The organism is Castellaniella denitrificans, assembly GCF_042653765.1.
GTDB lineage: Bacteria > Pseudomonadota > Gammaproteobacteria > Burkholderiales > Burkholderiaceae_B > Castellaniella > Castellaniella denitrificans.
This window is the reverse complement of sequence record NZ_JBHSEZ010000029.1, coordinates 268121-289087: the sequence shown is the minus strand read 5'-3', so window position 1 is coordinate 289087 and position 20967 is coordinate 268121. Positions and strand designations below refer to the sequence as shown.

Genomic DNA, 20967 nt, shown 5'->3' with positions numbered 1-20967 from the left:
GGGCGCCGGGATGCCGGCCGCCGCCTCCGGACGCGGGCCCTAGAACCGGGCGCCGGCCCCCACGATGAAGCGCGCGTCGCGCGAGCCGTCGTCCACGTCGTGCCGGCGGTTGGCGCCCGCGACCGAGCCCGACAGCGTCAGGTTCTTGCCCAGGGCGTAATCCAGGCCGACGCTGTAGTCGAGCTTGTTGCGCAGGCTGGATGCGTCGTAGGTCTGGTATCCCGCGCCGAGCGTCACGTCCAGCTTGTCCATCAGCGGGTGGGCATAGTTCACCCGGTAGTACATGTCGTTCTTGTTGACGTCCTCGCGCACGCCGCGATAGACCTTGAATCCGAGGCGCTGGTATTTCAGGCCCGCGTAGACCTCGCCCGAATTGCGCGAGCCTTCGCCGGGATAGAAATAATGGATGTAGCCGGCGTCGATCCCCAGGTCCTTGGACAACTGCGCCCGGTAGCCGCCCTTGGCGTCCACTTCCAGGTCGGCGTCGCCGAAGCGGCCCGTCGAATTCCAGTTGCCGACGTAGAAGCCGCTGTCGAAGTCGTAATCCACCCCGCCCTGGATGGCCGGACGCACCGATTCGTTGCGCCCGTCCTGGTCGACCCCCCGGTCCTTGTACAGCGAAACCGCGCCCAGATTGAAGCTCGGCGATCCGGCATGGGACGGCAGGGGCGCGGCCAGCGCGGAAGCGGCCAGGGCAGCCGCGAGGAACACACTCGATTTCATTTGAAGCACATCCTATCGATCAAACAGACGAAATTCCGGCGCGCGGCCCCGGACCCGGGCCGCACGGGCGTTCAGATCTGCGCCAGGGCTTCCCGGACCGCCTCCAGGCGATCCGCCGAGACGCGCGCCCAGCGCAGGCCGTCGGCCTCCAGGTCGACATGGCCGTCGGCCGCAGCCGCCAGGCCCGACAGGTCGCGGCCGGCGAAGGAGCGGCCCAGGCTGTTCAGGACCTTGGGATCGCCGAAGGGCTCGGACAGCAGCAGCTCGGCGCCGTCGGCGCCGAACAGGCGCTGGCGGAACCGGCCATCCTCGTCCCGGAAGGACACGATCCGCGCGTGGCCGGCGCGCGCGGCGCCGGCCGTCCCGGCCGCGCGCGACGCGCTGCCGGCTCCGACGCCGGCGGCCATGCGCAGGCCCACGGCCTCGCGCAGGCGGGCCATCATGGGGGTGGCGATGCGCCGGGCCTTAGCCGCGCCGGCCAGCAGGATGTCCTCGATCCGTTCCGGATGGGCCATCAGTTCCGCGTAGCGCTCGCGCATCGGCCCGATCTGGGCCTCGATCCGCTCGCACAGCGCCTGCTTGGCCTCGCCCCAGCCCAGGCCGCCTTCCAGCGCGACGCGGAAATCCGCCGCCTGCGCCGGCGTGGCGAAGGCCTGGTACAGCGTGTACAGGTGCGAGCCCTCGGCGTCCTTGGGCTCGCCGGGCAGGCGCGAATCGGTGACGATCCGCGCCACGGCCGCCTTCAGCGCCTTCGCCCCGCCTTCGAACAGGGGGATGGTGTTGTCGTAGCTCTTGGACATCTTGCGCCCGTCCAGGCCCGGCAGCGTGGCGACGGCCTCGTCGATCTGGACTTCCGGCAGCACGAACAGGTCCTCGCCCCGGCCGTACAGGTGGTTGAAGCGCTGGGCGATGTCGCGCGCCATTTCCAGGTGCTGGATCTGGTCGCGCCCCACCGGCACGCGGTGGGCGTTGAACATCAGGATGTCGGCGGCCATCAGCACCGGGTAGGAAAACAGCCCCATGGTGACGCCGTCGTCCGGCTCGACGCCCTTGGCGACATTGGCGTCCACGGAAGCCTTGTAGGCGTGCGCGCGATTCATCAGGCCCTTGGCCGTGACGCAGTTCAGCATCCAGCACAGTTCCGGGATTTCCGGGACGTCCGACTGGCGGTAGAAGGTCGTGCGGTCGGTGTCCAGGCCGGCCGCGACCCAGGTCGCGGCGATCTCCAGCCGCGAGCGCGCGATGCGCGCGGGATCGTCGCACTTGATCAGCGCATGGTAGTCGGCCAGGAAGAAGAAGGCGTCCACGCCCGGCTCGGCGCTGGCCTGGATCGCCGGGCGGATGGCGCCGGCGTAATTGCCCAGGTGGGGGGTGCCCGACGGGGTGATGCCGGTCAGGACGCGGGTGACGGGTGTGCTCATGGGATTTCCAGGCGGCCGGGGCGTATCCCGCCCCTACAGGACGACCGAGGCCCGGCGCGTTTCGGCCAGGTATTCGCGCGACTGCATTTCCATCAGGCGCGACACGGTGCGGGAAAATTCGTTCGACATCGGGCCTTGAGTATATAGCTCATCGGCCGGGCACTGGGCCGACAGGATCAGCTTGACCTTGTGGTCGTACAGCACGTCCACCAGCCAGGTGAAGCGGCGCGCCTCGGAGGCCTGGCGCGGGCTCATGCGCGGCACGTCGGACACGATCACGGTCTGGAAGCGGTCGGCCAAGTCCAGGTAGTCGTTCTGCGAGCGCGGCGTGCCGCACAGGGCCTGGAAGTCGAACCAGACCACGGTGCCGGCCAGCGCCACGGCGTGGATCTCGCGGTTCTCGATGGTGAGGACGGGCTTCTGTTCGGCGGTGTCGGCCAGGCGCTCGAAGGCCGAGCGCAGCTCGTCGTGAGTCGCGGCCACGATGGGCGTGATGTAGGTGCGCAGCTGCGACAGGGTGCGGCGCCGGTAGTCCACGCCCGCGTCCACGTTCATCACGTCCATCTTTTCCTGGATCAGGGCGATGGCCGGCAGGATGCGGTCGCGGTGCAGGCCGTCCGGGTAGAGCGTGGACGGCTCGTAGTTCGAGGTCATGACGAAGGACGTGCCGTGCTCGAACAGGCGCAGCAGCAGCCGGTACAGGATCATGGCGTCGGCCACGTCCGACACGTGGAACTCGTCGAAGCAGATCAGGCGGTAGCGCGCGGCGATCCGGCGCGCCACGTGGTCCAGCGGGTCGGCCTCGCCGCTGACGGCGCGGATTTCGCGATGCACCCCGCGCATGAACTCGTGGAAATGCAGGCGCACCTTGCGCTTGACGGGCACGGTCAGGTAGAACGCGTCCATCAGGAAGCTCTTGCCGCGCCCGACGCCGCCCCACAGGTAGACCCCGCGCGGGACGGCCGGGCGCAGGAACAGCTTCTTCAGGCCGTTGGAGCGCTGACGCTTGAACTCGATCCAGTCGTCATAGTACCGCTGCAGGCGCGCGACCGCCGCGCGCTGGGCCTCGTCGGCGACGAAGCCCCGCTCGCGCAGGGCCTGCGCGTAATACGCGCTGACATCCATCGCCAGCGGCTTACAGGTTCAGCGTGCGCTTGTCGACGGCCAGGGCGGCTTCCTTGACGGCTTCGGACAGGGTCGGGTGCGCATGGCAGATGCGCGCGATGTCCTCGGCGGCGCCGCGGAATTCCATGATGGTCACGGCCTCGGCGATCAGTTCGGAGGCCATCGGGCCGACGATGTGCACCCCCAGGACCTCATCGGTCTTGGCGTCGGCCAGGATCTTGACGAAGCCGGTGGTGTCGCCCAGCGCGCGGGCGCGGCCGTTGGCCATGAAGGGGAAGCTGCCCGCCTTGTAATCGCGGCCCTCGGCCTTCAGCGCCTGCTCGGTCTTGCCGACCCAGGCGACCTCGGGCGAGGTGTAGATGACCCAGGGGATGGTGTCGAAGTTGACGTGCCCGTGCTGGCCGGCGATGCGCTCGGCCACCGCCACGCCCTCTTCCTCGGCCTTGTGCGCCAGCATCGGGCCGCGCACCACGTCGCCCACCGCCCAGACGTTGGGCAGGTTGCTGCGGCAGTCCTCGTCGACGACCACGAAGCCGCGCTCGTCCAGCTTCAGGCCCACCACGTCGGCGCCCAGGCCCTGGGTGTTGGGCACGCGGCCGATGGACACGATCAGGTGGTTCACCGACAGCTTCTGTTCCGCGCCGGCCGCGTCCGTGTACTGCACGCTGACGCCCTTGGCCGAGGCCTTGACTTCGCCGATGCGCACGCCGGTCTGGATGTCCAGGCCTTGCTTGACCAGCGCCTTCTGGGCTTCCTTGGCCACGTCGCGGTCCACCGCGCCGAGGAAGTCGGGCATGGCTTCCAGGACGGTGACCTCGGCGCCCAGGCGGCGCCAGACGCTGCCCATTTCCAGGCCGATGACGCCCGCGCCGATGATGCCGAGCTTCTTGGGCACGGCGGGAATCCGCAGGGCGCCGTCGTTCGACAGGATCTGCTCTTCGTCGAAGGGCACGCCGGGCAGCGCGCGCGCGCTGGAGCCGGTGGCGACGATCACGTGGCGGCCTTCGAGGTCCTCGTCGATCTTGCCGGAGACCTTCACCGACCAGCCGAAGTCGGTCTTGGCGGCCAGCGAGCCGGTGCCGTGGAAGAAGGACACCTTGTTCTTCTTGAACAGGAACAGGATGCCTTCGTTGTTCTGCCTGACCACCGTGTCCTTGCGGCCGATCAGTTTGGCCAGGTCCAGGCTGACGCCCTTGGCCGTGATGCCGTGCTCGGCGAAGTGGTGGTTGAGCTGCTCGTAGTGCTCGGACGATTGCAGCAGGGCCTTGGACGGGATGCAGCCGACGTTGGTGCAGGTGCCGCCGGGCGCGGGCTTGCCGGCCGGGCTGGTCCAGGCGTCCACGCAGGCCACGGACAGGCCCAGCTGGGCGGCGCGGATGGCGGCGATATAGCCGCCGGGGCCGGCGCCGATCACGATCACATCGAATTGTTTTGCCATGATGAGTTCTCGAATGAATGAGCGGGCCGCGCGCCATGCGCGCGCCCGCCGGGCGCGCCCTGAACGGGCGCGCGCGGGGGTTTATGCCGGGTCCGGGATCAGACGCCCAGCAGCAGGCGCTGCGGGTCTTCCAGGGCTTCCTTCATGGCGACCAGGGCCAGGACGGCTTCGCGGCCGTCGATGATCCGGTGGTCGTAGGACAGGGCCAGGTAGTTGATCGGGCGGATCACGATCTGGCCGTTTTCCACGACCGGACGGTCCTTGGTGGCATGGATGCCGAGGATGGCCGACTGGGGCGGATTGATGATCGGGGTCGAGAGCATCGAACCGAACACGCCGCCGTTGGAAATCGAGAAGGTGCCGCCGGTGAGCTCTTCCAGGCCCAGCTTGCCCGCCTGGGCGCGCTGGCCGAAGTCGGCGATCTGCTTTTCGATTTCCGCGATGCTGAGCTGGTCGGCGTTGCGCAGGATGGGCACCACCAGGCCGCGCGGGCTGCCCACGGCGATGCCGATGTCGAAGTAGCCGTGGTAGATGATGTCCTTGCCGTCCACCGAGGCGTTGACGATCGGGTAGCGCTTGAGCGCCGCCACGGCCGCCTTGACGAAGAAGGACATGAAGCCGAGCTTGACGCCGTGTTCCTTCTCGAAGGAATCCTTGTACTTCTTGCGCAGGTCGATCACCGCCTGCATGTTGACCTCGTTGAAGGTCGTCAGGATCGCGTTTTCCGTCTGGGACTGGATCAGGCGCTCGGCCACGCGGGCGCGCAGGCGGCTCATGGGCACACGCTGCTCGGGACGGCCGTCCAGGCTGACCGGCACCGGAGCGGCCGGCGTGGCGGGCGCCGCCGGAGCCTGCGTGGCGTTCAGGGCGTCGGCCTTGGTCACGCGGCCGGCGCGGCCCGTGCCTTCGACCGTGGCGGGATCGATGCCCTTCTCGGACAGGATCTTGCCGGCGGCCGGGGACGCCACCGAGGACTTGGCCGCCGGCTTGGCGGCTTCGGCGGCGGCGGCCGGCGCGGGAGCGGCCGCCGGGGCCGGCGCGGCGGCCGCCTTGGCGGCGGTGTCGATGCGGGCCAGGACTTCACCCGAGGTGACGGTGCTGCCGTCGCCCTTGACGATCTCGGAGAGCACGCCCGAGGCCGGGGCCGGAACTTCCAGCACGACCTTGTCGGTTTCGACCTCGATCAGGATCTCGTCGGCCTGCACGGCTTCGCCGGGCTGCTTCTTCCAGTTGAGCAGGGTGGCTTCCGACACCGATTCGGAAAGCTGCGGAACGAGGACTTCGGTAATGGCCATGATGATTTTCCGTTTTGTCTGTATTTGAGGGAGGTCGGATTACTTGATCAGCGAGAAGCTCTTGAGCTTGGCCGAGAAGGCCTGCTCGATCAGGGCGCGCTGCTGTTCCTGGTGCTTGGCCAGGTAGCCGACGGCGGGCGAGGCCGAGGCCGGGCGGCCGGCGTAGCCGAGCTTCTGGCCGTCGCTCATGTTCTCGTACAGGTGGTGCTGCACGTAAAACCACGGCCCCTGGTTCTGCGGTTCGTCCTGGACCCAGACCAGTTCCTTGGCGTTGGGATATTTCTGCAGTTCGGCCTGGAAGGACTTGTGGGCGAAGGGATAGAGCTGCTCGATGCGCAGGATGGCGACGTCCTTGCGGTCCTGCTCGGCGCGGGCGTGCGTCAGGTCGTAATAGACCTTGCCCGAGCACAGCAGCACGCGCTTCACGTCGTCCGGCGCGATGTTCGCGTCGACTTCGCCGATCACGGGCTGGAAGCTGCCGGTGGCCAGGTCTTCCAGGGGCGAGGTGGCGTTCTTGTTGCGCAGCAGCGACTTGGGCGTGAAGATGACCAGCGGCTTGCGGAAGGGGCGGATCATCTGGCGGCGCAGCACGTGGAAGATCTGCGCGCCGTTGGTCGGCTGGACGACCTGCATGTTGTTGTCCGCGCACAGCTGCAGGAAGCGCTCGATGCGCGCCGAGGAGTGCTCGGGGCCCTGGCCCTCGTAGCCGTGCGGCAGCATCAGCGTCAGGCCGCACTGGCGGCCCCACTTGGCCTCGCCCGACGAGATGAACTGGTCGATCACGACCTGGGCGCCGTTGGCGAAGTCGCCGAACTGGGCTTCCCAGATGGTCAGCACGTTGGGCTCGGCGGTGGCGTAGCCGTATTCGAAGCCCAGCACCGCGGCTTCGGACAGCACGGAGTCGATCACCGTGAACGGCGCCTGGCCCTCGGACACGTTCTGCAGGGGCACGTAGGTGCCGTCGTCCCAGCGCTCGCGCTTCTGGTCATGCAGCACGGCGTGGCGGTGGGTGAAGGTGCCGCGGCCGGAATCCTGGCCGGTGATGCGGATGGCGTAGCCGTTGGCCACCAGGGTGGCGAAGGCCAGGTGCTCGCCCATGCCCCAGTCCACGGGATGCTCGCCGCGCGCCATGGCCAGGCGGTCGGCCAGCAGCTTCTTGACCAGCGGATGGACGGTGAAGCCGTCCGGCACCTGGGTGAGCCGTTCGCCGATGCGGGTCAGCTCGGCCAGGGGGATGCCAGTGTCGGCGTGGTCCGTCCACTTGGCGCCCAGGAACGGCGACCAGTCGGTGGAGTACTTGTTCTTGTAGTCGGTCAGGACGGGTTCGACCGTGCGCTGGCCGTCTTCCATGAGCTGGCGGTAGTCCTTGACCAGCAGGTCGGGCTCGTCCGCGGCCAGCACGCCCTGGGCGACCAGGCGGTCGGCGTAGAGCTTGCGCGTGCCGGGGTGCGTGCCGATGCTCTTGTACATCAGCGGCTGGGTCAGGGACGGCGTGTCCTGTTCGTTGTGGCCCAGCTTGCGGAAGCAGACGATGTCCACGACCACGTCGTGCTTGAACTGCTGGCGGTAGTCCAGGGCCAGGCGGGTGACGAAGACCACGGCCTCGGGATCGTCGCCGTTGACGTGGAAGACCGGCGCCTCGATCATCTTGACCACGTCCGTGCAGTACAGCGTGGAACGCGTGTCGCGCGGGTCGGAGGTCGTGAAGCCGATCTGGTTGTTGATGACGATGTGCAGCGTGCCGCCCGTGCCGTAGCCGCGCGTCTGGGCCAGGTTCAGGGTTTCCATCACCACGCCCTGGCCGGCGAAGGCCGCGTCGCCGTGCACCAGCACCGGCAGGACCTGGTCGCCGACCGAGTCGCCGCGGCGGTCCTGGCGGGCGCGCACGCTGCCTTCGACCACCGGGTTGACGATTTCCAGGTGCGAGGGGTTGAAGGCCAGCGACAGGTGGACCGGGCCGCCGCGCGTGGACAGGTCGCTGGAGAAGCCGTTGTGGTACTTGACGTCGCCGTCGCTCAGGGACTGGGCGTGCTTGCCCTCGAATTCGGCGAACAGGTCGCCGGGCATCTTGCCCATGATGTTGACCAGCATGTTCAGGCGGCCGCGGTGGGCCATGCCCACGACGATTTCCTGGACGCCGTTCTCGCCGGCATGGTTCACGACCTCGTCCATCGAGGCGATGAAGCTTTCGCCGCCTTCCAGGGAGAAGCGCTTCTGGCCGACGTACTTGGTGTGCAGGAAGCGTTCCAGGCCTTCGGCCTCGGTCACCTGGCGCAGGATGTTGCGCTTTTCGTCGACGGAGAGCTCGGGCACGCCCAGCGTGGATTCCAGGCGTTCCTGGATCCAGCGCTTGACCGCCGGATCGGAGATGTGCATGAATTCGGCGCCGACGTTGCGGCAGTACGTGTCACGCAGGGCCTTGAGGATGTCCCGCATGGTCATCGTGTCGGCCTTGGTGAAATACGTGTTCGTGGCCGAATAGATCTGGTCCAGGTCGGCCTCGGACAGGCCGTAGAAGGCGGGGTCCAGTTCCGGGATTTCCGGACGGTCGCGGCGCTTCAGGGGGTCGAGCTGGGCGATGCGCGAGCCCAGCGAGCGGTAGGCGGCGATGATCGACTGGACGTAGACCTGCTTGCTGGCGATGGCCAGGGCCTGGTCGGAGGCCTGCGCGGGACGGATCTGGAACGCGTTTTCGCGGGCGCGCTGGGCGAAGGAGGCGACGATCGGGGCGTGGGCCTGGTCGCGGGTGGCTTCGCGGCCGTCGGCGGCGGGCTGGTGCTGCAACTGATCGAAGTAGGAGCGCCATTGGTCCGGAATGGAACCCGGATTGTCGAGATAGGCTTCGTAGAGGTCTTCTACGTAGGGCGCGTTGGCGCCGAACAAATAGGAATTGGACTGGAGTTCTTGTTCCGTGGACATTGTGCGCTTCACCTGACGGGTGCTTCACCCGAACGATGCAGATTGAGAAACCTTCCGCGACTCGGCCAGACCGATTAGCGGATAGCAGGGGCAGAAGGCAGCGGTACGACGCCTTGCATAAGCCGTATTAAGGGCAAAGTATACCCGCCTCGCGGCGCGGGTTTAAACTGATCGGCCGAAAACGCCCGTTCCAGGCCGCTTTTCGCCCGGCTGGCGTTGGGATTAACAAACACTCGGGCGGCCCGGCGGCGAAAATCCGATCCGGGCGAATCATTCCCTCACCGATACGAACGATATAAAAACCTCGCAGGAGCACAGGCAGCCATGGACCTGAAAGACGACCGCGCCAAGCTGGCGCTCGATTACCACGAGTTTCCCACCCCCGGCAAGATCTCCGTCGTGCCGACCAAGCCCCTGGCCAACCAGGACGACCTGACCCTGGCCTATTCCCCGGGCGTGGCGACCGCCAGCATGGCCATCCACGCCGAGGGCGAGGCGGCCGCGGCCCGCTACACCTCGCGCGCCAACCTGGTGGGCGTGGTCACCAACGGCACGGCCGTGCTCGGCCTGGGCAACATCGGTCCGCTGGCCGCCAAGCCCGTCATGGAAGGCAAGGGCTGCCTGTTCAAGAAGTTCGCCGGCATCGACGTCTTCGACATCGAGCTGAACGAGCACGACCCGGACAAGCTGGTCGACATCATCGCCGCGCTGGAGCCGACGCTGGGCGGGATCAACCTGGAGGACATCAAGGCGCCGGAATGCTTCTACATCGAGAAGAAGCTGCGCGAGCGCATGAAGATCCCCGTCTTCCACGACGACCAGCACGGCACCGCGATCATCTCCTCGGCCGCCGTCCTGAACGGCCTGAAGGTCGTGGGCAAGGACATCGGCCAGGTCAAGCTGGTGTGCTCGGGCGCGGGGGCCGCCGCCATCGCCTGCCTGGACCTGATGGTCAAGCTCGGCGTCTCGCGGCAGAACGTCTACGTGGTCGATTCGCGCGGCGTGATCTGGGAAGGCCGCGACGAGAAGATGGAGGCCAACAAGGCCCGCTACGCCCAGAAGACCGACGCCCGCACCCTGTCCGACGTCTGCAAGGGCGCCGACGTGTTCCTGGGCTGCTCGGCCCCCGGCGTGCTGACCCAGGACATGGTGCGCTCCATGGCCGACCGCCCGCTGATCCTGGCCCTGGCCAATCCCGATCCCGAGATCCGCCCCGAGGACGCCAAGGCCGCCCGGCCCGACTGCATCATCGCCACCGGCCGTTCGGACTATCCGAACCAGGTCAACAACGTGCTGTGCTTCCCCTTCATCTTCCGCGGCGCGATGGACTGCGGCGCCACCGTCATCAATGAAGAGATGAAGCTCGCCTGCGTCAAGGCCATCGCCGAACTGGCCCAGGCCGAGAGCAGCGCCGAGGTCGCCGGCGCCTACGCCGACCAGGACCTGTCCTTCGGCCCGGAATACATCATTCCCAAGCCCTTCGACCCGCGCCTGATCGTCAAGATCGCCCCGGCCATCGCCCAGGCGGCCGCGGATTCCGGCGTGGCCCGCCGCCCCATCGAGGACATGGACGCCTACCGCCAGTCCCTGATGAGCATCGTCTACCACTCGGGCCAGCTGATGCGCCCGCTGTTCCGCCAGGCCAAGTCCGCGCCCAAGCGCGTGATCTACGCCGACGGCGAGGACGAGCGCGTCCTGCGCGCCGCCCAGACGGTGCTGGACGAAGGCTTCGCGCAGCCGATCCTGATCGGCCGCCCGGCCGTCATCGACATGCGCATCCAGAAGTTCGGCCTGCGCCTGGTGCCCGGCGAGAACGTGGAGCTCGTGAATCCCGAGGACGACTCGCGCTTCAACGAGACCTGGAACGCCTACTACAAGCTGCGCGGCCGCGACGGCGTCACGCCCGACATCGCCAAGGCGATGGTGCGCAAGCACAACTCCCTGATCGGGGTGATGCTGCTGCAGCGCGGCGACGCCGACGCCATGCTCTGCGGGGTGGCCAGCCGCTTCGACAACCAGCTGAAGTACGTCGAGGAGATCATCGGCCTGAAGCCCACGGCCCGCACCTACGCGGCCATGAACGTGCTGATGCTGCCGACCCAGACCCTGTTCATCTGCGACACGCACGTCAACGAGGATCCCACCGCCGAGCAGGTCGCCGACATGACGATCCAGGCCGCCGAGGAAGTCCGCCGCTTCGGCATCGTGCCCAAGGTCGCCCTGCTCTCGCACTCCAACTTCGGCAGCCGCCCCTCGGCGTCCTCCCGCAAGATGGCCGAGGCGCGGCGCCTGATCGCGCAGCGCGCGCCCGAACTGGAGGTCGACGGCGAGATGCACGCGGACTCGGCCCTGTCCGAGACCATCCGCGTCAAGGCCTACCCCGACACGACGCTGACGGGGCCGGCCAACCTGCTGATCATGCCCAACCTGGACGCCGGCAACATCACCTACAACATGCTGAAGATGACCGGCAGCCACGGCGTGGCCATGGGTCCGGTGCTGCTGGGCGCCGCGCGCCCGGTGCACATCCTGACCACCAGCTCCACGGTGCGCCGGATCGTCAACATGACGGCCCTGGCCGTGGTGGACGCCCAGCAGGAGGCGGGCCAGGCGGCGTAAGCCGCCGACGCGCCGCCTTGCCGGACGCGATGCGCCCGGCAAGACGGCCTGGCAAGAAAAACGGGCCGCGAGGCCCGTTTTTCTTGCTGCGGCGAGACGGAAGGATTACTTCACGTCGCGCACCGCGGCGCCGGTGTACAGCTGGCGCGGACGGCCGATCTTGTAGTTGGGATCGGACAGCATCTCGTTCCACTGGGCGATCCAGCCCACCGTGCGGGCCAGGGCGAAGATCGCCGTGAACAGCGAGGTCGGGATGCCGATGGCGCGCTGCACGATGCCCGAGTAGAAGTCCACGTTCGGGTAGAGCTTGCGTTCCACGAAGTACGGGTCTTCCAGGGCGATGCGTTCCAGTTCCATCGCGAGCTTGAACAGCGGGTCGTTGTGCAGGCCCAGGGCGTCGAGGACTTCGCGGCAGGTTTCCTGCATCAGCTTGGCGCGCGGGTCGTAGTTCTTGTAGACCCGGTGGCCGAAGCCCATCAGGCGCACGCCGGAGTTCTTGTCCTTGACCTTCTCCATGAACTCGCCGACCTTGGACACGCCGCCCTGGGCCTGGATGCTTTCCAGCATGTTCAGGCAGGCTTCGTTGGCGCCGCCGTGCGCCGGGCCCCACAGGCAGGCCACGCCGGCCGCGATGGCGGCGAACGGGTTGGTGCCCGAGGAACCGCACAGGCGCACGGTGGAGGTGGAGGCGTTCTGCTCGTGGTCGGCGTGCAGGATGAAGATGCGGTCCAGCGCGCGTTCCACCACGTCGTTGACCTGGTAGTCGTCGCAGGGCGTGGCGAACATCATGCGCAGGAAGTTGCCCGTGTAGGACAGGTCGTTCTTCGGGTAGATGAAGGGCTGGCCCAGGGAATGCTTGTACGCCATGGCGACCAGGGTCGGCATCTTGGCGATCAGGCGGACCGCGGAGACTTCGCGGTGGCGCGGGTTGGTGATGTCGGTGGAGTCGTGGTAGAAGGCCGACAGCGCGCCCACCAGGCCCGTCAGCACCGCCATCGGGTGCGCGTCGCGGCGGAAGCCCTGCAGGAAGGTGTGCATCTGCTCGTGCACCAGGGTGTGGTGCGTGACCAGGCTGTCGAATTCCTGCTTCTGCTGGTCGCTGGGCAGTTCGCCGTTCATGATCAGGTAGCAGATCGACAGGAAGTCGCAGTTCGTCGCCAGCTGGTCGATCGGGTAGCCGCGGTACAGCAGCTGGCCCTTGTCGCCGTCGATGTAGGTGATGGCGGATTCGCAGGAAGCCGTCGCCATGAAGCCGGGGTCGTAGGTGAACATCCCGGTCTGGCCGTAGAGCTTGCGGATGTCGATCACGTCCGGGCCCACCGTGCCCTGGTAGACGGGGAACTCGACCGAGGGGCTGCCGTCGGAGAACGATAGCGTGGCTTTTTTATCGGATAGCTGCATGTGAATCTTCCTTCCTTTAAGTTACAGCGCTTTCATCTGCTCGACGAGCCGGCGGATGTCGGGGTCGTCGTAGGGACCCGACAGGTCCGTGCGGCCCAGCAGGACATCGAGCAATTCGTTGTCGCCCATTTCGAAAAGTTGCGTCAAGGCCCGCACGTCGGTCTCGGTCAGCCGCGCTTCATGGGCATCCAGGAAGCGCGTGATGATGAGATCGTTTTCGAGCAGGCCGCGCCGCGCCCGCCACCGCAGGCGGGCGCGATCCAGGACGGACAGGTCGCCGGACATGTCCTGGCCTCAGACCGTGCGGCGCACGAGCATTTCCTTGATTTTGCCGATCGCGGCCGACGGATTCAGCCCCTTGGGGCAGACGTCCGTGCAGTTCATGATCGTGTGGCAGCGGAACAGGCGGTAGGGATCTTCCAGGTTGTCCAGGCGTTCGCCGGTGGCCTCGTCGCGCGAATCGGCGATGAAGCGGTAGGCCTGCAGCAGGCCGGCCGGGCCGACGAACTTGTCCGGATTCCACCAGAAGGACGGACAGGCGGTCGAGCAGGAGCCGCACAGGATGCATTCGTACAGGCCGTTGAGTTCCTCGCGTTCCTCGGGCGACTGCAAGCGTTCCTTTTCGGGGGGCGGCGTGTCGTTGATGAGGAAGGGCTTGATCGAATGGTACTGGTCGAAGAAGAAGGTCATGTCCACGATCAGGTCGCGCACCACGGGCAGGCCGGGCAGCGGCTTGAGGACGATGGGCTCCTTCAGCGTCAGCAGGTTGGTCGTGCAGGCCAGGCCGTTCTTGCCGTTGATGTTCATGGCGTCGGACCCGCACACGCCCTCGCGGCAGGACCGGCGCAGGGCCAGGCTGTCGTCGAGCTCGTTCTTGATGCGCAGGATCGCGTCCAGCAGCATCTTGTCGGTCGGCTGCAGCTCGACCTCGAATTTCTGCATGTACGGCCGTTCGTCCTTGTCCGGATCGTAGCGGTAGATCTCGAATTTCACGATGCGTTTTTGACTCATGACGATATCCAGATTAGAAGGTGCGCGGCTTGGGCGGGATGCTGTCCACGGTCAGGGGCTGCATGCGCACCGGGGTGTATTCGAGGCGGTCGTCCTCGGCGAACCACAGGGTGTGCTTGAGCCAGTTCACGTCGTCGCGTTCCGGGTATTCCTCGAGCGCATGGGCGCCGCGCGATTCCAGGCGGTGGGCCGCCGACTTCGTGGTGGCGCGGGCGACCTCGATCATGTTGGCGACTTCCAGGGCCTCGATGCGGGCGGTGTTGAAGACCTTGGACTTGTCCGAGAAATAGATGTCCTGGACTTCGGGCACCAGGCCGGCGATGACTTCCGCGCCTTCCTTGAGCAGGTCGAGCTTGCGGAACACGCCGCAATGGGCCTGCATGGCCACGCGGATCTTGTTGGCCACGTCCTGGGCCTTTTCGCCCGAGGTGCGGGTTTCCAGGCGGTTGACGCGGTCCAGCGAGGCATCGATGTCGGTGTCCGGCAGCGGCTGGTGGCTGTGCTCGCGTTCCGGGTGCTGGGACACGATGAAGTTGCCCGCCGAGCGGCCGAACACGATCAGGTCCAGCAGGGAATTGGTGCCCAGGCGGTTGGCGCCGTGCACCGAGGTCGCCGCGCACTCGCCGATCGCGTACAGGCCGTTGACGATCTTTTCCTGGCCGTTGACGCGGGTGACGACCTGGCCGTGGTAGTTGGCCGGGATGCCGCCCATCTGGTAGTGGATCGTCGGCACGACGGGGATCGGGTCCTTGATCGGGTCGATGTTGGCGAACTTGATGGCGATCTCGCGGATCGAGGGCAGGCGCTTGGTGATGGTTTCCGCGCCCAGGTGGTCGAGCTTCAGCAGCACGTAGCTGCCGTCGCCGCAGCCGCGGCCTTCTTTGATTTCCTGGTCCATCGAGCGCGACACGAAGTCGCGCGGAGCCAGGTCCTTGAGCTGGGGCGCGTAGCGTTCCATGAAGCGCTCGCCGTCCTTGTTCAGCAGGAAGCCGCCCTCGCCGCGCACGCCTTCGGTGATCAGCACGCCCGCGCCGGCCACGCCGGTGGGGTGGAACTGCCAGAATTCCATGTCCTGCAGCGGGATGCCCGCGCGCGCGGCCATGCCCAGGCCGTCGCCGGTGTTGATGAAGGCGTTGGTGGTGGCGGCCCAGATCCGGCCGGCGCCGCCGGTGGCCAGCACGGTGTGCTTGGCTTCCAGGACGAAGATCTCGCCGGTTTCCATTTCCATCGCGGTCACGCCCAGCACGTCGCCGGCGTTGTTGCGCAGCAGGTCGAGCGCCATCCATTCGACGAAGAACTGCGTGCGGGCGGCGACGTTGCGCTGGTAGAGCGTGTGCAGCATCGCGTGACCGGTGCGGTCGGCCGCGGCACAGGCGCGCTGGACGGGCTTTTCACCGAAGTGGGACGTGTGGCCGCCGAACGGGCGCTGGTAGATGGTGCCGTCGGGATTGCGGTCGAAGGGCATGCCGAAGTGCTCGAGCTCGTACACGGCATTGGGCGCCTCGCGGACCATGAATTCGATCGCGTCCTGGTCGCCGAGCCAGTCGGAGCCCTTGACGGTGTCGTACATGTGCCATTGCCAGTGGTCCTCGCTCATGTTGCCCAGCGAGGCGCTGACGCCGCCCTGGGCGGCCACGGTGTGCGAGCGCGTGGGGAAGACCTTGGAGAGCACGGCCACGGACAGGCCGGCCTGGGCCAGCTGCAGCGAACAGCGCAGGCCGGCTCCGCCGGCACCGACGACCACCACATCGAACTGGCGGCGCGGAAGGGATTTCTTGACAGCAGCCACGTTAGAGACTCCAGAGAATTTGACCGAAGAAGACCACCGCGGCCACCAGCCACAGAATGGTCAGGACCTGCAGGAACAGGCGCAGGCCGTCGGAATGGGCGTAATCCATCCAGATGTCGCGCACGCCGACCCAGGCGTGCCAGGCGAGCGACAGGAAGGCCAGCGTGGCCAGCAGCTTCCCGACCGGCAGCGTGCCGACGGTGAAGGCGAAGAAGGCGCGCCAGGATTCGAAATCCAGGCTGGGGACCAGGACGGCGTACAGGACCAGGACCAGGGTGTAGACCGCCATGATGACGGCGGTGGCGCGCTGGACGATGAAATCGCGGGTGCCGTAGTGCGCGCCCACGACCAGGCGCTTGCGACCGATGCGTTCTTGAGCCATTACCATGCTCCAAAGAGTTTGAGACCGAAGACCACGGTCAGTGCCAGGGCCACGCCGATCACCAGGGCGCCGGAGCGCTGCGAAGGCTCGCGCGCATTGCCGACGTGCAGGTCCAGCGTCAGGTAGCGGATGCCCGCGCAGAAATGGTGGAAGTAGCCCCACATCAGGACCAGCAGCACGATCTTACAGACGGGATTCGCCACCCATTCCTTCATGGCGGCGAAGGTCTCGGGCGACTGGACGCTCTGCGCGAACAGCGGCACGATCACCAGCGGCAGCGCCAGAAAAAGCAGCGCGCCGCTGACCCGGTGCAGGATGGATGCTTTGGCAGCCGGGGGCAGCCGGTAACTCATGAGGTCGCTCAACCCCAGGTTACGGAACTGCGGGCGCGGCTTTGTGGCTGATTCAGACATGATGGCCTCGTAGTTGGAAAATGGAAGAAATTCGGGACTCACTCGGCATTTTCGCCCATCCGCGAGTCAATTCAAACTGTTGCGGTAATGGTAGCGCTCCGTGACGTAATGGCCGCGGCGCAATTCCATGGGGCGGTCGCCGTAGGTGTAGGCGATGCGCTCGACCTGCAGCAGCGGGCTGCCGGGCTGGATCCGCAGCAGTTCGGCCTGGACGTCGGTCGCGGCCACGGCGCGGATCTTTTCCTCGGCGCGCACCATGCTGACGCCGAATTCGGTCTCGAACAGGGCGTACACCGGCCCCCGGTAGCGCAGCAGCGATTCCAGGGTCAGGCCCTTGAAGACGCTGCCCGGCAGCCAGATGTCGTCCAGGATGGTGGGCACGTCGTCGAAGGACAGCGCGCGGCGCATGTTCACGACCGCGTCCCCGGCGCGCAGGTCCAGGGCGGCGGCGATTTCCGCCGAGGCCTTGGCGCGGCGGCAGTCCAGGATCTGGCTGCTGGACACGCCGGTGCGGCCGTCGTCGGGCGCCAGGCGCAGGAAGCGGTAGCGCACCTTGGCCTCGTTGTGCGTGGCCACGAAGGTGCCCTTGCCCTGGCGGCGGATCAGCAGGTTGTCGGCGGCCAGCTCGTCGATAGCCTTGCGCACGGTGCCCTGGCTGACCTGGAAGCGGGCGGCCAGTTCGAGTTCGCTGGGGATCGATTCGCCGGGCTTCCATTCGCCCCGGTCCAGGCCCTGCAGGATCAGGCCCTTGATCTGCTGGTACAGAGGGCTGAACGCGGCGCTGTGGGGCGCGCGGCTCGGCGTCTGCGGGCGATCGATCGGGGGGGATTCGGACATGTCGGTCAGGAATGCAGCGATGCGGCCATGCTACGGAATGAAACGACGCATTTTCGCACTTCCGGGGCTGGATGTCTAATACTCTTCTGTCTTATATAAGATATAAGACTCTTGACGCTGACCGATGAAATACACTACTCTTTTCCGCAATTTCGAACACCCTCCCCGGATATCCTCTCACTCTATCGGAGAATCACCATGTCCAAACCCGCCATGCGCGTCGCGGTCACCGGCGCCGCCGGCCAGATCGGCTATGCCCTGCTGTTCCGCATCGCCTCGGGCGAAATGCTCGGCAAGGACCAGCCCGTCATCCTGCAGCTGCTCGAAATCCCCGATGAAAAGGCCCAGAAGGCCCTGCAGGGCGTGATGATGGAACTGGACGACTGCGCCTTCCCGCTGCTGGCCGGCATGAGCGCCCACAGCGACCCGCGCACCGCCTTCAAGGACGCGGACATCGCCCTGCTGGTCGGCGCCCGTCCGCGCGGCCCTGGCATGGAGCGCAAGGACCTGCTGCACGTCAACGCCCAGATCTTCACCGCCCAGGGCAAGGCCCTGAACGAAGTCGCCAGCCGCGACGTCAAGGTGCTGGTGGTCGGCAACCCGGCCAACACCAACGCCTACATCGCCATGAAGTCCGCCCCGGACCTGCCGGCCAAGAACTTCACCGCCATGCTGCGCCTGGATCACAACCGCGCGCTGTCGCAGATCGCCGCCAAGACCAGCAAGGCCGTGGCCGACATCGAGAAGCTGATCGTGTGGGGCAACCACTCGCCCACCATGTATCCGGACACGCGCTTCGCCACCATCGGCGGCCAGTCCGTCCAGGCCCTGATCAACGATCCCGCCTGGATCGCCGACACCTTCATCCCCACCGTCGGCAAGCGCGGCGCGGCCATCATCGCCGCGCGCGGCCTGTCCTCAGCCGCCTCGGCCGCCAACGCCGCCATCGACCACATCCACGACTGGGTGCTGGGTTCCAACGGCAAGTGGGTCACCATGGGCGTGCCCTCCGACGGTTCCTACGGCATCCCCGAAGGCATCATCTACGGCGTGCCGGTCACCACGGCCAACGGCGAATACACCCGCGTCGCCGGCCTGGAGATCGACGCCTTCTCGCGCGAGCGCATGGACTTCACCCTGAAGGAACTGCTCGAAGAGCGCGACGGCATCGCCGAACTGCTGAAGTAAGCCAGAAGACGGCAGGCGCGCGCCCGCGAGGCCGCCGCGCCCGCCGCCGAATGTCCGGCCGATGACAGACAGCCCGGCCCTTCGCGGCCAGAATGCCCCTGCCGTCGACCGGAATCGCGCCCCGCACGGGGCGCATGCTGCCGCGAATCCGGGCACGCCGGGCGCCGGCGGCCCACCGGAGCGTCCATCATGACCCGTCCCGCCTCTCCAGGCGCCCTGCTGCGCCAGGCCCTGATCGAAGAATCCCCCCTGCAGATCGTCGGGGCCATCAACGCCAATCACGCCCTGCTGGCCCAGCGCGCTGGCTACCGGACCATCTACCTGTCGGGCGGCGGCGTGGCCGCCGGCTCGCTCGGCCTGCCCGACCTGGGCATCAACACGCTCGACGACGTCCTGACCGACGTGCGCCGCATCACCGACGTCTGCGACCTGCCGCTGCTGGTGGACATCGACACCGGCTTCGGGCCGTCAGCCTTCAACATCGCCCGCACCGTCAAGTCCCTGACCAAGTTCGGCGCCGCCGGCTGCCACATCGAGGACCAGGTCGGCGCCAAGCGCTGCGGCCACCGGCCCGGCAAAGAAATCGTCAGCACCGAGGAAATGGCCGACCGCGTGAAGGCCGCCGTCGACGCCCGCACCGACAGCGACTTCTACGTCATCGCGCGCACCGACGCGATCGCCGTCAGCGGCGTGGACGCGGCCCTGGAGCGCGCGCACGCCTGCGTCGAGGCCGGCGCCGACGCGATCTTCGCGGAAGCGTCCTACGACCTGGACACCTACCGGAAATTCTCCAGCAGCCTGAACGTCCCCGTGCTGGCGAACATCACCGAATTCGGCAAGACGCCGCTGTTCACGGTCGAAGAACTCAAGGGCGCGGGCGTGGGCATCGTGCTCTACCCCCTGTCGGCCTTCCGCGCCATGAACAAGGCTGCCGAGACCGTCTATGAAGCCATCCGCCGCGACGGCCACCAGCACCGGGTGCTCGACCTGATGCAGACGCGCGAAGAGCTCTACGACCGGATCGGCTACCACCGCTACGAAGACCAGCTCGACGCCCTGTTCCGGCAGGGCAAGAACAAGGCGTCCTGACCGGGACCCGCCTCCGAACCGCAATCCGTCACTCACGCTCAAGGAGACTCCTGATGGCGACCAAGAACACCCCCGCAGCCCGGAAGACCACCGCCCGCAAGGCCGCCGCGCCCAAGGCGCCCGTCGCCCAGGCGCCGGCCCCCGCCGCCGCGCCCGCCGGCCCCAAGCCCAAGAAGTCCGTGGCCCTGTCGGGCATCGTCGCGGGCAACACCGCGCTGTGCACGGTGGGCCGCAGCGGCAACGACCTGCACTACCGCGGCTACGACATCCTGGACATTGCCGACACCTGCGAATTCGAGGAAGTCGCCCACCTGCTGATCCACGGCAAGCTGCCGACCCCGGCCGAACTGAAGGCCTACAAGGAAAAGCTGCGCCGCCTGCGCGGCCTGCCCGCCCAGGTCCAGGTGGCCCTGGAGGCCCTGCCCGCCGCCAGCCATCCCATGGACGTGATGCGCACGGCCGCCTCGGTGCTGGGCTGCGTGCTGCCCGAGAAGGACGACCACAACCTGCCCGACGCGCGCGACATCGCCGACCGCCTGATGGCCAGCCTGGGCTCCGCCCTGCTCTACTGGTACCACTACAGCCACAACGGCCGCGTCATCAGCGTCGAGACCGACGACGACAGCATCGGCGGCCATTTCCTGCACCTGCTGCACGGCGAGACCCCGTCCGACGAATGGGTCCGCGCCATGCACACCTCGCTGATCCTGTACGCGGAACATGAATTCAACGCCTCGACCTTCACCGGCCGCGTGATCGCCGGCACGGGCTCGGACATGTATTCGGCCATCACCGGCGCCATCGGCGCGCTGCGCGGTCCGAAGCACGGCGGCGCCAACGAGGTCGCCTTCGAGATCCAGAAGCGCTACGACACCCCGGACGAGGCCGAGGCCGACATCCGCCGCCGCGTCGAGGCCAAGGAGGTCGTGATCGGCTTCGGCCACCCCGTCTACACGGTTTCGGATCCCCGCAACAAGGTCATCAAGGCCGTCGCCAAGAGCCTGTCCAAGTCGGCCGGCTCGATGAAGATGTTCGACATCGCCGAACGCCTGGAATCCGTGATGTGGGACGCCAAGAAGATGTTCCCCAACCTGGACTGGTTCTCGGCCGTGTCCTACCACATGATGGGCGTGCCCACCGCCATGTTCACCCCCCTGTTCGTGATCGCCCGCACGGCCGGCTGGTCGGCGCACATCATCGAACAGCGCATCGACAACAAGATCATCCGCCCGACGGCCAACTACGTCGGTCCGGAAGACCGCAAGTTCGTCCCCCTGGCCAAGCGCAAGTAAGCCGCACTTCTCTTCAGGAACACCC

Annotated in this window: 17 protein-coding genes; 4 read left to right on the top strand and 13 right to left on the bottom strand. The window is 67.1% G+C overall.

Annotation, left to right across the window (positions count from 1 at the left end; genetic code table 11):
• Window positions 1-39 precede the first annotated feature (39 nt).
• From ACFO27_RS16435 to ACFO27_RS16410, 6 genes are all read right to left on the bottom strand, one after another.
• A complete protein-coding gene (locus tag ACFO27_RS16435; RefSeq protein ID WP_376818274.1) occupies window positions 40-723 on the bottom strand; it encodes a TorF family putative porin in 684 nt (227 codons plus the stop codon).
• Between the two features lie 71 nt (window positions 724-794).
• Complete coding sequence (locus ACFO27_RS16430) at window positions 795-2144, bottom strand: tryptophan--tRNA ligase (RefSeq protein WP_376818273.1); 1350 nt, start codon at window positions 2142-2144, stop codon at window positions 795-797.
• Between the two features lie 33 nt (window positions 2145-2177).
• Window positions 2178-3269, bottom strand: a complete 1092-nt coding sequence (gene zapE, locus ACFO27_RS16425; RefSeq protein ID WP_376818272.1) for a cell division protein ZapE — start codon at window positions 3267-3269, stop codon at window positions 2178-2180.
• Window positions 3270-3279: 10 nt separating this feature from the next.
• Window positions 3280-4707 carry a dihydrolipoyl dehydrogenase gene (gene lpdA / locus ACFO27_RS16420; protein WP_376818271.1) on the bottom strand — a complete coding sequence of 476 codons (1428 nt, stop codon included), beginning with the start codon at window positions 4705-4707 and terminating at the stop codon, window positions 3280-3282.
• Window positions 4708-4805: 98 nt separating this feature from the next.
• Window positions 4806-6002: a 2-oxoglutarate dehydrogenase complex dihydrolipoyllysine-residue succinyltransferase gene (odhB, locus tag ACFO27_RS16415; protein WP_376818270.1), complete on the bottom strand. Its 1197-nt coding sequence runs from the start codon at window positions 6000-6002 to the stop codon at window positions 4806-4808.
• 39 nt (window positions 6003-6041) lie between these two features.
• On the bottom strand, window positions 6042-8921 hold the full coding sequence (locus ACFO27_RS16410) for a 2-oxoglutarate dehydrogenase E1 component (RefSeq protein WP_376818269.1): 2880 nt from the start codon (window positions 8919-8921) through the stop codon (window positions 6042-6044).
• Between the two features lie 324 nt (window positions 8922-9245).
• On the opposite strand from ACFO27_RS16410, the gene ACFO27_RS16405 reads away from it, so the two are divergent.
• Window positions 9246-11540 carry an NADP-dependent malic enzyme gene (locus tag ACFO27_RS16405; RefSeq protein ID WP_376818268.1) on the top strand — a complete coding sequence of 765 codons (2295 nt, stop codon included), beginning with the start codon at window positions 9246-9248 and terminating at the stop codon, window positions 11538-11540.
• A gap of 105 nt (window positions 11541-11645) precedes the next feature.
• Here ACFO27_RS16405 and gltA read toward each other — a convergent pair whose 3' ends face one another.
• The 7 genes from gltA to ACFO27_RS16370 all read right to left on the bottom strand — a co-directional run bounded on the left by gltA (window position 11646) and on the right by ACFO27_RS16370 (window position 17373).
• Window positions 11646-12941: a citrate synthase gene (gene gltA, locus ACFO27_RS16400; RefSeq protein WP_376818267.1), complete on the bottom strand. Its 1296-nt coding sequence runs from the start codon at window positions 12939-12941 to the stop codon at window positions 11646-11648.
• A 21-nt stretch (window positions 12942-12962) separates the two neighbouring features.
• The gene (locus ACFO27_RS16395; protein ID WP_376818266.1) at window positions 12963-13226 is read right to left on the bottom strand and encodes an FAD assembly factor SdhE; all 264 of its coding nucleotides are present in this window, start codon (window positions 13224-13226) and stop codon (window positions 12963-12965) included.
• A gap of 9 nt (window positions 13227-13235) precedes the next feature.
• Entirely contained in the window at window positions 13236-13952 is a 717-nt protein-coding gene (locus tag ACFO27_RS16390) for a succinate dehydrogenase iron-sulfur subunit (protein ID WP_376818265.1), read from the bottom strand.
• Between the two features lie 13 nt (window positions 13953-13965).
• Entirely contained in the window at window positions 13966-15741 is a 1776-nt protein-coding gene (gene sdhA, locus ACFO27_RS16385) for a succinate dehydrogenase flavoprotein subunit (protein WP_376818264.1), read from the bottom strand.
• 1 nt (window position 15742) lies between these two features.
• Entirely contained in the window at window positions 15743-16123 is a 381-nt protein-coding gene (gene sdhD, locus ACFO27_RS16380; protein ID WP_376818263.1) for a succinate dehydrogenase, hydrophobic membrane anchor protein, read from the bottom strand.
• Window positions 16123-16536: a succinate dehydrogenase, cytochrome b556 subunit gene (gene sdhC / locus ACFO27_RS16375; protein WP_323023562.1), complete on the bottom strand. Its 414-nt coding sequence runs from the start codon at window positions 16534-16536 to the stop codon at window positions 16123-16125. Before sdhC ends, sdhD begins: the two co-directional genes overlap by 1 nt.
• A gap of 66 nt (window positions 16537-16602) precedes the next feature.
• The gene (locus ACFO27_RS16370) at window positions 16603-17373 is read right to left on the bottom strand and encodes a GntR family transcriptional regulator (protein WP_323023563.1); all 771 of its coding nucleotides are present in this window, start codon (window positions 17371-17373) and stop codon (window positions 16603-16605) included.
• A gap of 198 nt (window positions 17374-17571) precedes the next feature.
• On the opposite strand from ACFO27_RS16370, the gene ACFO27_RS16365 reads away from it, so the two are divergent.
• The 3 genes from ACFO27_RS16365 to prpC all read left to right on the top strand — a co-directional run bounded on the left by ACFO27_RS16365 (window position 17572) and on the right by prpC (window position 20942).
• A complete protein-coding gene (locus tag ACFO27_RS16365; RefSeq protein ID WP_376818262.1) occupies window positions 17572-18561 on the top strand; it encodes a malate dehydrogenase in 990 nt (329 codons plus the stop codon).
• Between the two features lie 189 nt (window positions 18562-18750).
• Window positions 18751-19650, top strand: coding sequence for a methylisocitrate lyase (gene prpB / locus ACFO27_RS16360; RefSeq protein WP_376818261.1), 900 nt, complete (start codon window positions 18751-18753; stop codon window positions 19648-19650).
• 53 nt (window positions 19651-19703) lie between these two features.
• Complete coding sequence (gene prpC, locus ACFO27_RS16355) at window positions 19704-20942, top strand: bifunctional 2-methylcitrate synthase/citrate synthase (RefSeq protein WP_376818260.1); 1239 nt, start codon at window positions 19704-19706, stop codon at window positions 20940-20942.
• The last annotated feature ends 25 nt before the right edge of the window (window positions 20943-20967 follow it).

Excerpts from the sequence above, each read along its gene's own strand:
- ACFO27_RS16395 (WP_376818266.1), bottom strand. The coding sequence starts at position 13,226 with ATGTCCGGCGACCTGTCCGTCCTGGATCGCGCCCGCCTGCGGTGGCGG.
- ACFO27_RS16370 (WP_323023563.1), bottom strand. The coding sequence starts at position 17,373 with ATGTCCGAATCCCCCCCGATCGATCGCCCGCAGACGCCGAGCCGCGCG.
- ACFO27_RS16405 (WP_376818268.1), top strand. The coding sequence starts at position 9,246 with ATGGACCTGAAAGACGACCGCGCCAAGCTGGCGCTCGATTACCACGAG.
- ACFO27_RS16430 (WP_376818273.1), bottom strand. The coding sequence starts at position 2,144 with ATGAGCACACCCGTCACCCGCGTCCTGACCGGCATCACCCCGTCGGGC.
- ACFO27_RS16410 (WP_376818269.1), bottom strand. The coding sequence starts at position 8,921 with ATGTCCACGGAACAAGAACTCCAGTCCAATTCCTATTTGTTCGGCGCC.
- sdhD (WP_376818263.1), bottom strand. The coding sequence starts at position 16,123 with ATGGCTCAAGAACGCATCGGTCGCAAGCGCCTGGTCGTGGGCGCGCAC.
- sdhC (WP_323023562.1), bottom strand. The coding sequence starts at position 16,536 with ATGTCTGAATCAGCCACAAAGCCGCGCCCGCAGTTCCGTAACCTGGGG.
- prpC (WP_376818260.1), top strand. The coding sequence starts at position 19,704 with ATGGCGACCAAGAACACCCCCGCAGCCCGGAAGACCACCGCCCGCAAG.
- lpdA (WP_376818271.1), bottom strand. The coding sequence starts at position 4,707 with ATGGCAAAACAATTCGATGTGATCGTGATCGGCGCCGGCCCCGGCGGC.
- ACFO27_RS16435 (WP_376818274.1), bottom strand. The coding sequence starts at position 723 with ATGAAATCGAGTGTGTTCCTCGCGGCTGCCCTGGCCGCTTCCGCGCTG.
- odhB (WP_376818270.1), bottom strand. The coding sequence starts at position 6,002 with ATGGCCATTACCGAAGTCCTCGTTCCGCAGCTTTCCGAATCGGTGTCG.
- ACFO27_RS16365 (WP_376818262.1), top strand. The coding sequence starts at position 17,572 with ATGTCCAAACCCGCCATGCGCGTCGCGGTCACCGGCGCCGCCGGCCAG.
- zapE (WP_376818272.1), bottom strand. The coding sequence starts at position 3,269 with ATGGATGTCAGCGCGTATTACGCGCAGGCCCTGCGCGAGCGGGGCTTC.
- prpB (WP_376818261.1), top strand. The coding sequence starts at position 18,751 with ATGACCCGTCCCGCCTCTCCAGGCGCCCTGCTGCGCCAGGCCCTGATC.
- ACFO27_RS16390 (WP_376818265.1), bottom strand. The coding sequence starts at position 13,952 with ATGAGTCAAAAACGCATCGTGAAATTCGAGATCTACCGCTACGATCCG.
- gltA (WP_376818267.1), bottom strand. The coding sequence starts at position 12,941 with ATGCAGCTATCCGATAAAAAAGCCACGCTATCGTTCTCCGACGGCAGC.